We start from the raw sequence: 13,451 nt of genomic DNA on the forward strand, positions 1-13,451 counted from the left end.
TTTTGTGCTAAATATCTCCATATTTTTAACCCTTTTAAATAAATTAATTAAAAAAACAATAAGAGAGGAATTAATCCTCTCTTTTAAATTTAATTAGATTTGGCAGGGCGGCGTATCCTGCATCTCTATTAACTACCCTATAAGCAGCGTATTGGGTGCCTTTTCCAACCTCAAATCTAATAAATAAATATTTACATATATATTTATATTATAACTTATTTGATAATATTTTTCAATGCTTTAGGAAAAATTAATAATATTATGTTAACCATCATATTGTAATACTCTTCCACTACTAATTCTACTTTCTAATTTTGCTTCTTTTATGGCGTATAATGAAGAGACATATAGATATCCCTTTTTTGTATCTAGTTCTGTAGCAACTAATATATAATCATCAAGTTTTTTTACAAATTCTACACTTTTACCAGGTTTTTTAGGATGACTTCCTATATACTCAGGAGATTTTAGCACTGTTTTTATAGTTTCTAGTATATCATTAAAAATGTCTTTACTCAATTGACCTCTATGTTTTTTCTTTATATGTTTTATAACACCAGAAGAAGCATAAATTTTACCAGTATATTTAATTCCAGCGAGTTCAGCTAATTCTTCATCTATGATTCCAACAACTTTGTCTGTAGACATATAAAGCACATTCCTTTCTAAGATAATTTATTGCTAAAATTATTAAAATTAAATATCTATATTTAAAGTATAGTTTATTCGAAAAAGAAAAGATAGTATAATATAGTTTTTTCATATCTGACCTTACATAACCTCTTTTTATATGATTTATAAATGGTAACTAAGGCTCTATTTTCAAATTATTTTTGGAAAATTTTTAGTTTTTTAAGCTTATATTATATATATATCATTTTTTACTTGAAAATATATATATTCTGAATTATTATAATAGTAAGAATTGAAATGAAATTAGGCAAGGCTGTTGAAAGATTTTATGATTAGATATGGAGAAAATATAGTAGACTTTTGTTTGTACAGAATAATAATGCATGTTTTATTTTAAAGTGTTCTATGATAATATTATTTTTATATATCAAATAAATTACCAACAGGAGGAAATTATGAACGCTCAACAAGAAGTATATAAAAAATTGGATGAACTAAATATATCTTATGAAATTGTAAATCATCCTGCAGTCTATACAATTGATGAAATGGAACAATTAAAAACACTACAAATGGAGTTTGTTGTAAAAAATTTATTCCTTCGTGATTCTAAGGGTAAAGAGCACTTTTTAGTTGTCTTAGGTAAAGATAAAAAAGCAGATTTAAAGGATATACGCCAAAAAATTGATAGTAAACCTCTTAGTTTCGCTTCTGAAGAAAGACTTGAAAAATATCTAAAACTTACTAAGGGAGCTGTAACACCTTTTGGTATACTAAATGATACTGATGCTATTGTAAAAATTGTATTTGATAAAGATTTATTGAAAATGGATAAAATAGGTATACATCCAAATGACAATACTGCCACTGTATTTTTAAAGTTTGAAGATTTAAAAAGGATTATAGAAAAAAATGGAAATGAAATATACTATGTAGAAGTATAGTTTTATTATTTTACATATAATAAATGATAGATAAAGTGGGTACCTCAAAATAAAAATTTGAGTCATCCACTTTTTTATACAAAAAATAGAAAGGGGGGTTCATAAGAACCCCTAGTATAATTCACACTACTTCCATAGGATGAACTCTGTATTTTCAATGTTTAAATCTCCTTTTGGGACAATTGTGAATCATTTGAACTCAATCACGCAGGTATCTCTTTTATTTTCTATTAAGTCATATCATCCCTAAGCGCATCAATAATATTTTCTCTTTTTATTTTACTAATGGCATACAACATTGTAATGAACACTATAAAGAGAACGACAAACACGCTGATTCCGATACTGGTCCATGGAAGTACAAAATCTATATCATCTTTGACCATTCCTTTATGAATTAGCCAGGAAGAAATTACAGCTATAGGAAGTCCAAAGAGCAGCGACCTCATGCCATAAAAGGCACACTCAAAATTCATCATCTTCTGAAAATCACGTTCAGACATTCCCACAGAGCGAAGCATGGCAAGTTCACGACGGCGTAACTTGATATTTGTGGAAATTGTGTTGAATACATTGGCTACTGCAATCAGCGAGATCATAATTATAAAGGTATATGCGAACACATTGGCAATAAAGATGTAATTACGGTTTTCGTCCATCATTCCATACATATTGTACAGGTTGTACTCAGCCGTAATCCCTTCCCTCTCGATGATTTTCTCCATTTCTGCAACTGACTGATTGGGATTCTTTGATTTAAAACTCAGGCTTTTAATTCCTTTAGAAATACTTGGAGTCTCAAACGAATCTTTGACCGAATAAGGTGCCAACACCCTGAAGCAGGCTTTCCTCATCTTTGAGTTTCTGACACCTGGTGGAGAATCAGGTGGCACGACTTTTACAAATGAAATGTTTACATTTTTCCTATCGACTGTGTTCGACTTGCTATCAGCTTCAGGAGTAAGTTCAAGATTTATGGAAGAATTTGTGAAGATATCAATAGTATGGTCATCCTCCACCATCATGGAAACGGCAATCATTTTTGCATTTTGCCCAGTGTACTCTTCTGTTGGCAACCCCAGACTTTTGATAATATTCAGATACGTACTGTCATCAAGAAACTGCATATCTACTGGCATATCAACCGTTTCAGATGGCGAATGTGAACCCTCATAGTTCAAGTAATCATCTGTAAGTTCACTTACTTTAACAACACATGAATAGGTCATAAGTTCTTGATACAAGCCTTCATACACACCATTGGTAGTCTTCAGCTTATCGTATAGCTGTAGCATTTTACTGTCATTCATGTCCTGTGTGGAAAAAATGATGTCCTGGTCAGTAACCTCTGATGCCTGATTTGAAACTTGTTTCAAATCAGCTACCAAAGCACTGGTCGATATGAACAGCACTATACTTAAAACAAGCGATAGCACAATACTACGATAGCGTTTCTTGTTTCTTTTAAAATTCTTCAGCGCCAGAGTTCCCTCCAGACCGTAAATACGCTGTGCAAGCTTTGATATCCTTACTGCTTTGGATTCAATTTTCACCTCGTTCGTCTGGCGAATACACTCCATCACTGGTTTGCTGGCAGCCTTTCTAGCTGGAATATAAGCCGATATCAAGATGGTAACCATGCTGACCACTGCCGCAACAACGATTGCTGGGATGGACAATGTCAAGGTCAAAGGTACATTGGTGTATAGAACATTTGCGAAATTTTTGGAGATAACAGAAATAACAAGTCCAATACTAACTATACCAACCGCAACACCAATCGGTATGCCAACAGCACCAATGCAAAGACCTTCAAATAAAACTGAATTACGTAGCTGCTTTGCTGTAGCTCCAACAGATGAAAGGATTCCAAACTGCTGTGTGCGTTCGTTCAACGACATGTTAAACGAATTATATATCAGAAAAATCGAGCCGAGCATGATTATGGCGACCACAATACCACCAACTGAGTACAAAAGCATATTGAACAAGTTATTGTCGGAAATACCCATGAAACGCAACACATTATCATTTAAAACGTAAGCATGGTCTCCAGTACTGTTTGTATATGAATGAACCTGACGTGGATTTTTCAACGTGACAAACAAGCTAAGGCTGTCAGCTTTGACTTGTGCATCCGCTTTGGTTATCAATGTGTATCCTGGTGCGGAAGATTCCTCAAAGACAGGCCTTTGGCAGGTACCAACAACTGTATAGCTTCTCTCGCCTTGTGGAACAAGAGTTTCATCTCCAACAGTATATTGGTCACTCTGACTAAGCTTCTCATTTCCATTCATACGGTTTCCCACAGGCAAAGAAATAGTGTCGCCCACTGCGAATTTAACACCGCCATCTGTTGCAACTTTACCCGAAACAAGAATCTCTCCACTGTTTTCAGGTAATCTGCCAGAAATCAAAGTTATAGGCAAAGTATCAAAGGCTTTTTCGCTGAATCCAGCTATAAAAAGATACGGTTTGCTTGGATTTTTGTTGCCATCAAGCTTTGCATAGCCAATATTTTCAAATGTTGCGGTATTTGCAACTTTATCATTTCCTATCTGTTTCTGTACGAAAGAGGAATTAACATCCAAAAACTCAACGTGCCAACCACCATATTTCTCAATCGAACCATTTACCATATAGTTTTGCAGGGAAATGGCAAGTGTAGCGACTGCTGTAATCATAGCAGCAGACAGAACAACTCCGATAACTGTTACAATCGTTCGTGTGCGTCTCTTTTTCATGTTTTGCAGTGCAACTTTGTTGAAAATGTTCATGGATATACCTACCTCCTTTCATCTCGCGTCACTTTGCCATCTGATATGCAGATAATGCGGTCTGCTTGCAGGGCTATATTTTCGTCATGCGTTACAATGATAAGGGTTTGACGATATTTTTTATTGCTTAATTTCAATAGATTGATAATTTCATGTCCATTTCGGCTGTCTAAACTACCTGTGGGTTCATCAGCAAGCATTACCGCTGGGGCATTCATTAAAGCACGTCCTATGGAAACACGCTGTTGCTGACCGCCAGAAAGCTGATTTGGTAAATGCGTTTTGCGGTCTTTTAGGCCAAGTAGGTCCATCAAGTCATTTAAGCGTTCCTCATTGACCTTTCGCTTGTCCATCAGTATAGGTAAAGTGATGTTTTCCACAACATTCAGAGTTGGAATAAGGTTATGAAATTGGTAAATCAGTCCGACTTGTCGCCTACGGAAAATGGCCAGCTTTTCATTGCTTTGGGCATATACATCCTGACCGTCCAAATACACCTTTCCGCTTGTTGGTACGTCCACTCCACCGATGATATGAAGTAATGTGGATTTTCCTGAGCCAGATGAACCAATGATTGCAGTAAACTCTCCCTTTTCTATTGTAAGCGAAACATTATCAAGTGCGGTAACTTTGTTCTCGCCCTTGCCGTAGACCTTGCATAGATTTTCAATTTTTAAGAACTCCATTATGTAAGTCTCCTTTCTTATGGTTTAACCATATAATATAACTTTCAACTTACATCTGTGTGACTTTCAGGTGAGAGATTAGTCACTTTGGGAAACGAATTACAAATATCGCGCCACCTTTTTGGTGATTTTTTGCAGTAATCGTCCCTCCCTGTCGTGTTATAATTATTTTACAGAGTGCCAATCCAATCCCATATCCTGTGGCTTCTGCGTTTTTACCACGATAAAATCTATCAAACAAATAAGGTAAATCTTCTTTTTCAAATCCTGTGCCACTGTCATGGATAGTAATCTCAGTAAATAGCGGATTATCTTCACAAACAATCTCAATCTTCCCATTATCGCCTGCACTTTCCATACAATTTTTGAGGATATTCTGAATTGCTTCTGAAAGCCAACCCGAATCACCCTGAATAATCATTCCTTTAGGCACATCTATTTGTAAAGCAATGTTATGCAGTTCAATTGGAATTAGAAATGGTCGAAGTGAGTTGTATATCAAGTTGTTCACATCTATCTGCTCGCTTTGGAAAACTACAATACCTGCGTCTAAGCGAGATAACTTCAATAGGGAAGTAATCAACCAATCCATCTTTACAAATAATTCCTCTGTTTCCCTCACCAATGCCTTTCGTTGATTTTCATCAGAGCTATTTGATAGCAATGACAGAATAATATTCGCGGATGTAAGAGGTGTGCGGAGTTGGTGGGCTATGTCAGCCAACGAATCAGCAAGATGTTCTTTTTCTTTTTTCAGCGCATCGTTTTGTTCCCGAATACATAGTGTCATTTTTGTTATCTCGCTGTGCAGAATGGAAAGTTCGCCCTCGTCCGATTCACCAATATACAGATGGTCAGCATTATGAAGCACAAGATCAATTTGATTAGAAATCTGTGCAATATTTTTATATCGAGCTTTGGTAAAAGAGAAAAACGCTAAACCAAATGCAGTAACAGAAATAATAGAAAGGATTCCCGCCACCATATTTATTGTAAATCCAAGCGTTACAGTGGTGACAGCCATTAAAGAGAACAAAATAGCAAACTGCTTAAACTCTCTATTTCGAAGCATAATCGTCCCCCAATCTATACCCTGTCCCACGAACAGTCAGAATTATTTGTGGGCTTGCTGGGTCGCTCTCTATCTTCTCCCTCAAGCGCTTTATGTACACAGTTAATGTATTATCATTGACAAACTCACCCGCCGCGTCCCATAATTCATCAAGGAGCCTGCTCCTCGTGATAATACTTTTGGGGTTATTAATAAACACCAACAACAAGCGGTACTCTAAAGCTGAAAGAAAAACCTCATTGCTGTTTTTTTTCACAACGCCACTTGCCATATCGACATGAAGCCCACAGATTTCAAAAGCCGCTTCTGAACGTCCGTTTTTTCGTAGGGCAGTTCCAATTCGCGCAATCAATTCACGTGGACGAAAAGGTTTTGTTATATAGTCATCTGCGCCTATATTCAGCCCAGTAACAACACTCGCCTCATCGCCTGAAGCTGTCAGAAAGATAACAGGAACATCTTGCATTTCTTTGATTTCTGTGCAAACTGTAAAACCATTTCCGTCAGGTAAGGAAATATCAATTAACGCCAAGTCAAATTTATTACTGGAAAGCATGGCAATAGCTTCACCTCGTGTAGGAGCGTGAGTGACTTCAAATCCTTCTGAGTGCAGCAAAAGCATAAGATTTTTAGCGATTGCTTTATCGTCCTCAACCAAAAATATTCGTTTCATTTGTTTTCACCATCCTTTACTTTACTATTTCTATATCGTCCATCAGCTGAAACAAATCACATATTCTTCATTTTTTTGTTTACTTAACCCGCTCAGCAGAGTAATTTCATATCACTATTATGTATGCAATTCCCCAATTTTTCAAGGATTCTTTTGTTGTTATATAGCTCACGCGTAACACCTCCATTGCTATATTATATTTCTTTTGATGGAAATACACAAGTTGAGGTCTAGGTAAAGCTGCTTTAACAAGCATCTTTACACTTGAAAATAGTTCTCCATAATGAAATCAATTTTCGAAAGTTCTCATTTTACATTGTTATAGAAAGTAACCATATTCCTGTAAATACAGGTTTGATAAATGCCTTACCTATATTTACAGTGTCAAATGTACATGTTTATAATGTAATAAAGAGGGTGAAAGCAACAAGTGCTTTCACCCTCTTTGAATATATAGCTTGTGTCACCCAATAGAATCCCATAATCACTTGCAACCAAAATTCCACTATTTTTTATTACTTTTTTCTTGCAGAAACAAGTAACATCATAGGTCTACGTAATTCATCTTTCATTTCAGGAATCGTATTTAATAATTTCTCTTCTGGTTGAGGTTCGATTATTTCTAATATCTCAAATCCAGTTTTAACTAAAGTATTTAGATAAGTAGTTAATGTTTTATGATATTTTATAACTTCTTCCCCTAAAAAATTTGATTTTCGAAGTCCCTCTATAAAATAGTTATCTACTGGCCAGTGTAAATTGTTTCCATCTTTATCACAGTACCATTCTTGAGCTCCATATGCAGTGAATATAGGATGTTCAACTGAAAATACAAAATCTCCTCCGCTTGAAAGACAATTGCTTATATTTTTACATATATCTTCAAATGATTGAATATAATGAAAAGCCAAAGAACTAATTACTACATCAAAGCAATCTTTTGGGAAGTCTATATCTTCAATAGGCATACATATGTATTTTATATTATCAAATTTGGTTTTATTTCTTGCTTCTTTTAGCATCTTTTCTGAAATATCAATTCCAATAGCAGACTCTGCACCATTTTCAACTGCATATTGACAGTGCCATCCAAAACCGCACCCTAAATCTAATACTCGTTTCCCCTCAAAATCAGGTAACATTTTTTTTAGAGTATGCCATTCTCCAGCACCTTCAAGACCTTTTTTAGAGCGTTCCATATCACTGTATTTACAAAAAAATTCATCATTATCATATTTATTTTGTTTCATTTAATTTCCTCCATTTTAACTGTACTTGTTTAACTATATTTGCCAAAATATAAAATGCAAATCTTCACTACTTTACACAATAACATTTTTTAAATTTATAAAATTAAATTATTATTTATATGAATTAATTTAATATCTATTATTAATAAATTTTGTGCCTATATAATTTATATAAAAACATTACTGTTTTAATTTTATATCTTAATTTACAAATAATCAATACAATCTATTTAATATAATCGATTACTTGAAAAATTCAAATATAAAAATTATTTTTAAATTATTGTAGAAATAAATTCTATAGGTATATATTTTTGTAACAACTACAACAAATATTTAATATTATATATTATTCGGATGTCTTATGGGAGGTATTTATTATGTTTAAAAAAATAATCGCAATTGCAAGTTCTATTGTTATGAGCACAATATGCTTAACTGGATGTGATTTTAACTCTAATGATGAAAATGATAAGTCTGCTTCATCTAAAGACTTAGATAAAGTAACTATTGCAGAAGTTACTCATTCTGTTTTTTATGCCCCACAATATGCTGCTATTACAAAAGGATTCTTCGAGGATGAAGGAATAAAGGTTGACCTTATAAATACTCAAGGTGCGGATAAAACTATGGCAGCTTTAATTTCAGGTGAAGCAAATGTAGGCTTAATGGGTCCTGAAGCTTCCATATATGTATATAATCAAAACAAAAACGATTATGCTGTAAACTTTGCACAATTAACTAAAAGAGATGGTAGCTTTTTAGTTGCCAGAGAAAAGATGCCTAATTTCTCCTATGATGATTTAAAAGGAAAAGAAATATTAGGTGGTAGAAAAGGTGGCGTTCCACTAATGACTTTTGAATATGTTCTAAAAGACAAAGGGCTTACTATTGGAGAAAATTTAAAAGCAGGCAATGTCAACGTAAGAACTGATGTACAAAAATCAGTCTGTTTATAACTGTGATTTATAGCATCTAAAATACATATAATATAATTATTACTAAATTTAATGTCAAGATAATATAAAAAGACATAGATGAATTACTCTTCATTCATGTCTTTTTTGTATTATTATTTTTTTCATATATTTCTATATTATATATTAATTAACTTGATGTTTTCTAAAGTTATTCTTAACAAAAGGTAAAAAAATAATTGATAATATTAAACCTGTAAAAATAATCATTGTAGGTAAATCTATTATTAAGTTTCCAAATCTGTAGTTTACATACTCAGAAAATGAGAATGAAATAGCATTTGATGGTAAAATTCGAAGAATCTGATTATATAGCCAATTTGTCTCACTATATTTTAAGAATAGTGGTATAAATAGTAACACTATATCTGTAATTAAAACTGGAAAAGGCGATTTCATGCAAGAAGATAATAAAAGTGTAAATCCAATTAATGCTATTAATATCATATAGATAACTAAAATACTCAATAAGGTTGCTTGTAAAAATGTAACTGGGTATGGTGTTGAGCTCACTGTAAGTTGTAATGGTAAATTCCATCCATCTACTCCAAAAGACAATATAAGAATTCCAATAGATATAATTGTATTTATTATAAAAACAATTGTCCCAAATAAAAAGGAACTTATTATTTTAGCTGTTATAACTTTTGTTTTTCCATATTTAGAAGACAATATCACTGAATCAGTACCTGATTGATATTCTCCTGAAAATACAGAAGCTATACTTATACAGATAGCCAATATAGTGAAAATTAGTAAGTCTCTACCCAGTAAAAAATAATTCCAGCCTTCATAATATCCATTTAAATAGGGTTCATTTATTTTCTTATTCTTAGATAACCAAAACTCTTTTTCTTTTTGTGCATAATTTCCATCTGAATATTCACTGTTTAATATTGTATTTACTTTTTCATTTCTAAACTTATAAAAATTAGTTCTATTTTTTAATGATATTGATTGAAGTATCATAGAATTAAAATCATTTGGTGCATTATATGATTCTGTTATAAAGTTATAAAATGTTTTGTTTGGATAAAAGAATCTCCAATAAACGCCTTGCTTAAAACTTGAAAATCCATTTTCATCTTTTACAATATTATTTGGATTATTAAAATTTTTTTGATATTCTCTGATTGAGTTTTCTATTTTTTTATCTGTTATGTATCCCTCGTTTAATTTAGATTGTTGTTTTGAAAGTTCAATAGCTTGTAGCCCTCTATACTCTTTACCATTCTCATCATAGGATTTTTCTTTGAGTGGCATTAAGGCAAAAAGAAATATACTTAAAATCAAGCTTCCTAAAACAACTGCTATTGTAGACTTTCTTTTTATTATCTTTTTTAATTCAAACTTAATTAATGTAGACATATTTATCCCCTCACACATATTTATTGTACTTCATTAAAACAATATAAATATAAATCTTCTAATGTTGGTCTTAGATTACATGCATTATCATGTGGTTTTATATCACTTATAATTCTAAGAGTGGCAACACCTCCAGAGTGATGAATATTTACCAAACAATATTTACTAGCCATATAATCTACTTCATTTTCATTAACCACACATTTCCATACTTTATCTTCTATTTTTGATGTTACTGCTTCCACTGAACCATCCAAAATTAGATTCCCTTTTTTCAGTATTAAAATTTTATCTGCAATATGTTCTACATCAGATACAATATGAGTAGATAAAATTACAATTTTTTCCTTGGAGAATTCTGAAATCAAATTACGAAAACGGACTCTTTCTTTTGGGTCTAAACCAGCTGTTGGCTCATCTAATATTAAAATTTTAGGGTCATTAAGCAATGTCTGAGCAAACCCAAGTCTTTGTTTCATACCACCAGAAAATGTTCTTATTTTTTTATTAACGACACCTGACAATCCAACCAACTCTAATAATTCTTGCGATTTTTCTTTTGCGTAACTAGGAGTTAAACCTTTCAATGAAGCTATATATAACATAAACTCTTTTGCAGTAAAGTCTGGATAATATCCAAATTCTTGAGGAAGATATCCAATCATATCTCTAAAATCTTCTCCCATATCCAAATTATTTTTACCATCTATCTTCACTTCTCCAGAGGTTGGGCTTAATACTCCGCAAATCATTCTTATAAGAGTTGTTTTTCCTGCTCCATTTTCTCCTAAGAATCCATATATACCTTCATTTAGCTTGAATTCTATCCTATCTACTATAATTTTGTTATCATATTGTTTTGTTAGACATTCTAAACTTAGTTCCATACAATTCCTCCTAATACTATATATTGTTATTTATTATTTAGATAATAATGTTTTCAAATGAACAAAGATGTTTCCATGTTTTTTTTATTTCATGTATTAATATTACTGATGTCACTAAAAAAATAATTAACCATTGCTCTATTGATTCAAATTGATATATACTGTTTTTAAAAGTACCAAGCATAAATATTAACAAGACAAGAGATGTACCATAAATCATACAATAGTAATTTGTATACTTACCTCTATTTCTATTTATAATTTCTAAGCATCCAATACACATTAAGTTAAAAGGTACTAATATATAAATTATTATATACAAGGTATTGATATCAATTATTTGTTTTGCTAGTAATAAGATAACGCACATAAATAATAAATCACTTACTCCAAAAACAATCATTCTAGTAGCAATAATTTTATGTAATGTATTTTTTGTTGAAAATTCTATTTCCAATACACTATTGTTATATACTTTTGCTATCTCCTCTATATTAGTCAATATAAAAAGTGGAACTGCTACAGAAACCAAGGATAATATTTCATAAAATGAGTTATTATCTCTTGATGTATTGAATAGTAATGCACATATTGTACATAACACTAGAAATTGTATAATCCAGGTTCTTTTTCGTATAAAACCAATTTGAGAGATAAAAAAATCTATACTATTCATCCTTTTATCAGCGTTACTAAACGTCATTTTATGTATTGTTTTAATAGTCTTTTCAAAAGCTGAAACTTCATATTTAGGAACTGTATACTCCATTAAACTTTTTTTGATTTTTTTCTTATTCATAGTTTGCCTCCTTCCATATATGCCTCTAATTTTTTTAAGGCCATACTCATCCTATACTTTGTAACAGATACACTGGAATCCATAATTTTAGCAATATCCTTAAATTTCAAATCATGATAATACCGCAAAATTACTACTTCAAATTCTGTTTCTGGCAATTTAGTCAAAGCTTCTTTTACAAATATCTTGTTTTCTACATCTACTAATTCTTGTTTAGATTCTTCTTTGTCTAGTGACTCTAAATATAGGGGTTGTTTTTTCTTCCAAAAATCCTTACACCTATTTCTAGCAATAACATATAAATAATTTTCAAATTTACCATAGTGTTTATAATTACTTATATTTTTTATAACTGTTACAAATACATCTTGAGTTAAGTCCTGTGCAGTCATTTGATTATCTACATGGCGATAACAATAACAATAGACGCTATTATAATATTTCTCTATTAAAGTATCAAACAATTCTTTTTTACCTGTTTTTATTTGTGCTATAATCCTAGAATCATTCACTATTATCACCTCCATCACTCTATATAACGATTAAAACAAAGATAATCTTCAAATGACTTTATACCTTTAGATAATGCCCTATTTATTCCTTGTTTTGCTGTTTTGTTTAACACTAAACTCTTATTGATAACTATTTTAAATTTAAGTATAATATATAAAACTAAATATTGATTATAATTTAATTATCCTCTCTTAAAATATCCTGTTTATAAATTTTAATATCCTCTTCAAGAGCTTCTTGTGAGTCACTATTTAATTCCTTATTTATGTATATCTTGTCTATAAAAAGTTTAAGCTTTCCTCTATAAGATAATTTGAATATAATGTATGCAATACAACCACCTAAAGTATTCATTATCAAATCATCTATATCTACAGCTCTTAACTGTGGAACTATAGACATGCAGTTCATAATTAATTGAATAGTTTCTATTGATAATGATATTAAAAAGCTAACTATAATTGTTTTTTTAAAATTTCTTAAACTTGATTTTATTAAACATAGATATAATGTAAATGGTAATAACAACAAAGTGTTGCCAATTAAATTATTTTTTATAAGATTTATATTTGTATACTTATTTTCTATGAAATCTCTAAATGGCAATAGATTTATATTCATTTTTTCATAAATAGTAAATCCTGAGAAATAATTTTCATCTGTATCTATTGGCAAAATGACTAAACTTATTAATATAAATAAATAAAGTATAAATATGTTGACCATTATTTCTTTTAAAAAAATATACTTCTCTTTATTCTTATACTTATTTATAAGTACAATTACCCTAACTATTACCCATATTGGTAATCCACACACAAATAACTTCATTATATCAAATTTCATAATATACCTCCTTAGTATTTGTAATT

At 31.3% G+C, this 13,451-nt stretch carries 14 protein-coding genes; 2 read left to right on the forward strand and 12 right to left on the reverse strand.

Annotated features, from left to right (window positions below):
* Positions 1 to 264: 264 nt before the first annotated feature.
* Complete coding sequence (locus tag IC213_RS04515) at positions 265 to 648, reverse strand: PBECR2 nuclease fold domain-containing protein (protein ID WP_227830545.1); 384 nt, start codon at positions 646 to 648, stop codon at positions 265 to 267.
* 440 nt (positions 649 to 1,088) lie between these two features.
* On the opposite strand from IC213_RS04515, the gene IC213_RS04520 reads away from it, so the two are divergent.
* The gene (locus IC213_RS04520) at positions 1,089 to 1,577 is read left to right on the forward strand and encodes a prolyl-tRNA synthetase associated domain-containing protein (protein WP_255613419.1); all 489 of its coding nucleotides are present in this window, start codon (positions 1,089 to 1,091) and stop codon (positions 1,575 to 1,577) included.
* 230 nt (positions 1,578 to 1,807) lie between these two features.
* Here the strand turns inward: IC213_RS04520 and IC213_RS04525 are convergent, their stop codons facing one another.
* The 6 genes from IC213_RS04525 to IC213_RS04550 form a co-directional block, all read right to left on the reverse strand.
* Complete coding sequence (locus tag IC213_RS04525) at positions 1,808 to 4,354, reverse strand: FtsX-like permease family protein (protein ID WP_227862789.1); 2,547 nt, start codon at positions 4,352 to 4,354, stop codon at positions 1,808 to 1,810.
* Between the two features lie 8 nt (positions 4,355 to 4,362).
* Positions 4,363 to 5,040: an ABC transporter ATP-binding protein gene (locus IC213_RS04530; protein ID WP_227437334.1), complete on the reverse strand. Its 678-nt coding sequence runs from the start codon at positions 5,038 to 5,040 to the stop codon at positions 4,363 to 4,365.
* A gap of 82 nt (positions 5,041 to 5,122) precedes the next feature.
* Positions 5,123 to 6,112, reverse strand: a complete 990-nt coding sequence (locus IC213_RS04535; protein WP_227437332.1) for a sensor histidine kinase — start codon at positions 6,110 to 6,112, stop codon at positions 5,123 to 5,125.
* Positions 6,099 to 6,785: a response regulator transcription factor gene (locus IC213_RS04540; protein ID WP_227437330.1), complete on the reverse strand. Its 687-nt coding sequence runs from the start codon at positions 6,783 to 6,785 to the stop codon at positions 6,099 to 6,101. The genes IC213_RS04535 and IC213_RS04540 overlap by 14 nt, the downstream gene beginning before the upstream one ends.
* 106 nt (positions 6,786 to 6,891) lie before the next feature.
* Positions 6,892 to 7,041 (reverse strand): hypothetical protein, encoded by a 150-nt coding sequence (locus tag IC213_RS04545; protein WP_227862790.1) that lies wholly within the window; start codon positions 7,039 to 7,041, stop codon positions 6,892 to 6,894.
* A gap of 259 nt (positions 7,042 to 7,300) precedes the next feature.
* The gene (locus IC213_RS04550; RefSeq protein ID WP_227437328.1) at positions 7,301 to 8,035 is read right to left on the reverse strand and encodes a class I SAM-dependent methyltransferase; all 735 of its coding nucleotides are present in this window, start codon (positions 8,033 to 8,035) and stop codon (positions 7,301 to 7,303) included.
* A gap of 380 nt (positions 8,036 to 8,415) precedes the next feature.
* On the opposite strand from IC213_RS04550, the gene IC213_RS04555 reads away from it, so the two are divergent.
* Entirely contained in the window at positions 8,416 to 8,994 is a 579-nt protein-coding gene (locus IC213_RS04555) for an ABC transporter substrate-binding protein (RefSeq protein WP_227483095.1), read from the forward strand.
* A 144-nt stretch (positions 8,995 to 9,138) separates the two neighbouring features.
* Here the strand turns inward: IC213_RS04555 and IC213_RS04560 are convergent, their stop codons facing one another.
* From IC213_RS04560 to IC213_RS04580, 5 genes are all read right to left on the reverse strand, one after another.
* Positions 9,139 to 10,380 (reverse strand): ABC transporter permease subunit, encoded by a 1,242-nt coding sequence (locus tag IC213_RS04560; protein ID WP_227437606.1) that lies wholly within the window; start codon positions 10,378 to 10,380, stop codon positions 9,139 to 9,141.
* Positions 10,381 to 10,400: 20 nt separating this feature from the next.
* Positions 10,401 to 11,267 (reverse strand): ABC transporter ATP-binding protein, encoded by an 867-nt coding sequence (locus IC213_RS04565; protein WP_227437608.1) that lies wholly within the window; start codon positions 11,265 to 11,267, stop codon positions 10,401 to 10,403.
* A 37-nt stretch (positions 11,268 to 11,304) separates the two neighbouring features.
* Positions 11,305 to 12,066 carry a hypothetical protein gene (locus tag IC213_RS04570; protein WP_227437610.1) on the reverse strand — a complete coding sequence of 254 codons (762 nt, stop codon included), beginning with the start codon at positions 12,064 to 12,066 and terminating at the stop codon, positions 11,305 to 11,307.
* Positions 12,063 to 12,578, reverse strand: coding sequence for an RNA polymerase sigma factor (locus IC213_RS04575; RefSeq protein ID WP_227437612.1), 516 nt, complete (start codon positions 12,576 to 12,578; stop codon positions 12,063 to 12,065). Before IC213_RS04575 ends, IC213_RS04570 begins: the two co-directional genes overlap by 4 nt.
* Positions 12,579 to 12,756: 178 nt before the next feature.
* Positions 12,757 to 13,425 carry a VanZ family protein gene (locus tag IC213_RS04580; RefSeq protein WP_227437614.1) on the reverse strand — a complete coding sequence of 223 codons (669 nt, stop codon included), beginning with the start codon at positions 13,423 to 13,425 and terminating at the stop codon, positions 12,757 to 12,759.
* Between the last annotated feature and the right edge of the window lie 26 nt (positions 13,426 to 13,451).

Origin of the sequence: Clostridioides sp. ES-S-0049-02, from assembly GCF_020658465.1 — a bacterium.
Lineage (GTDB): Bacteria > Bacillota > Clostridia > Peptostreptococcales > Peptostreptococcaceae > Clostridioides.

What these genes read in the sequence shown, in the direction of transcription:
- IC213_RS04535 (WP_227437332.1), bottom strand. Translation starts at nt 6,112, where the DNA reads ATGCTTCGAAATAGAGAGTTTAAGCAGTTTGCTATTTTGTTCTCTTTA.
- IC213_RS04580 (WP_227437614.1), bottom strand. Translation starts at nt 13,425, where the DNA reads ATGAAATTTGATATAATGAAGTTATTTGTGTGTGGATTACCAATATGG.
- IC213_RS04560 (WP_227437606.1), bottom strand. Translation starts at nt 10,380, where the DNA reads ATGTCTACATTAATTAAGTTTGAATTAAAAAAGATAATAAAAAGAAAG.
- IC213_RS04520 (WP_255613419.1), top strand. Translation starts at nt 1,089, where the DNA reads ATGAACGCTCAACAAGAAGTATATAAAAAATTGGATGAACTAAATATA.
- IC213_RS04540 (WP_227437330.1), bottom strand. Translation starts at nt 6,785, where the DNA reads ATGAAACGAATATTTTTGGTTGAGGACGATAAAGCAATCGCTAAAAAT.
- IC213_RS04565 (WP_227437608.1), bottom strand. Translation starts at nt 11,267, where the DNA reads ATGGAACTAAGTTTAGAATGTCTAACAAAACAATATGATAACAAAATT.
- IC213_RS04550 (WP_227437328.1), bottom strand. Translation starts at nt 8,035, where the DNA reads ATGAAACAAAATAAATATGATAATGATGAATTTTTTTGTAAATACAGT.
- IC213_RS04530 (WP_227437334.1), bottom strand. Translation starts at nt 5,040, where the DNA reads ATGGAGTTCTTAAAAATTGAAAATCTATGCAAGGTCTACGGCAAGGGC.
- IC213_RS04570 (WP_227437610.1), bottom strand. Translation starts at nt 12,066, where the DNA reads ATGAATAAGAAAAAAATCAAAAAAAGTTTAATGGAGTATACAGTTCCT.
- IC213_RS04515 (WP_227830545.1), bottom strand. Translation starts at nt 648, where the DNA reads ATGTCTACAGACAAAGTTGTTGGAATCATAGATGAAGAATTAGCTGAA.
- IC213_RS04525 (WP_227862789.1), bottom strand. Translation starts at nt 4,354, where the DNA reads ATGAACATTTTCAACAAAGTTGCACTGCAAAACATGAAAAAGAGACGC.
- IC213_RS04545 (WP_227862790.1), bottom strand. Translation starts at nt 7,041, where the DNA reads ATGCTTGTTAAAGCAGCTTTACCTAGACCTCAACTTGTGTATTTCCAT.
- IC213_RS04555 (WP_227483095.1), top strand. Translation starts at nt 8,416, where the DNA reads ATGTTTAAAAAAATAATCGCAATTGCAAGTTCTATTGTTATGAGCACA.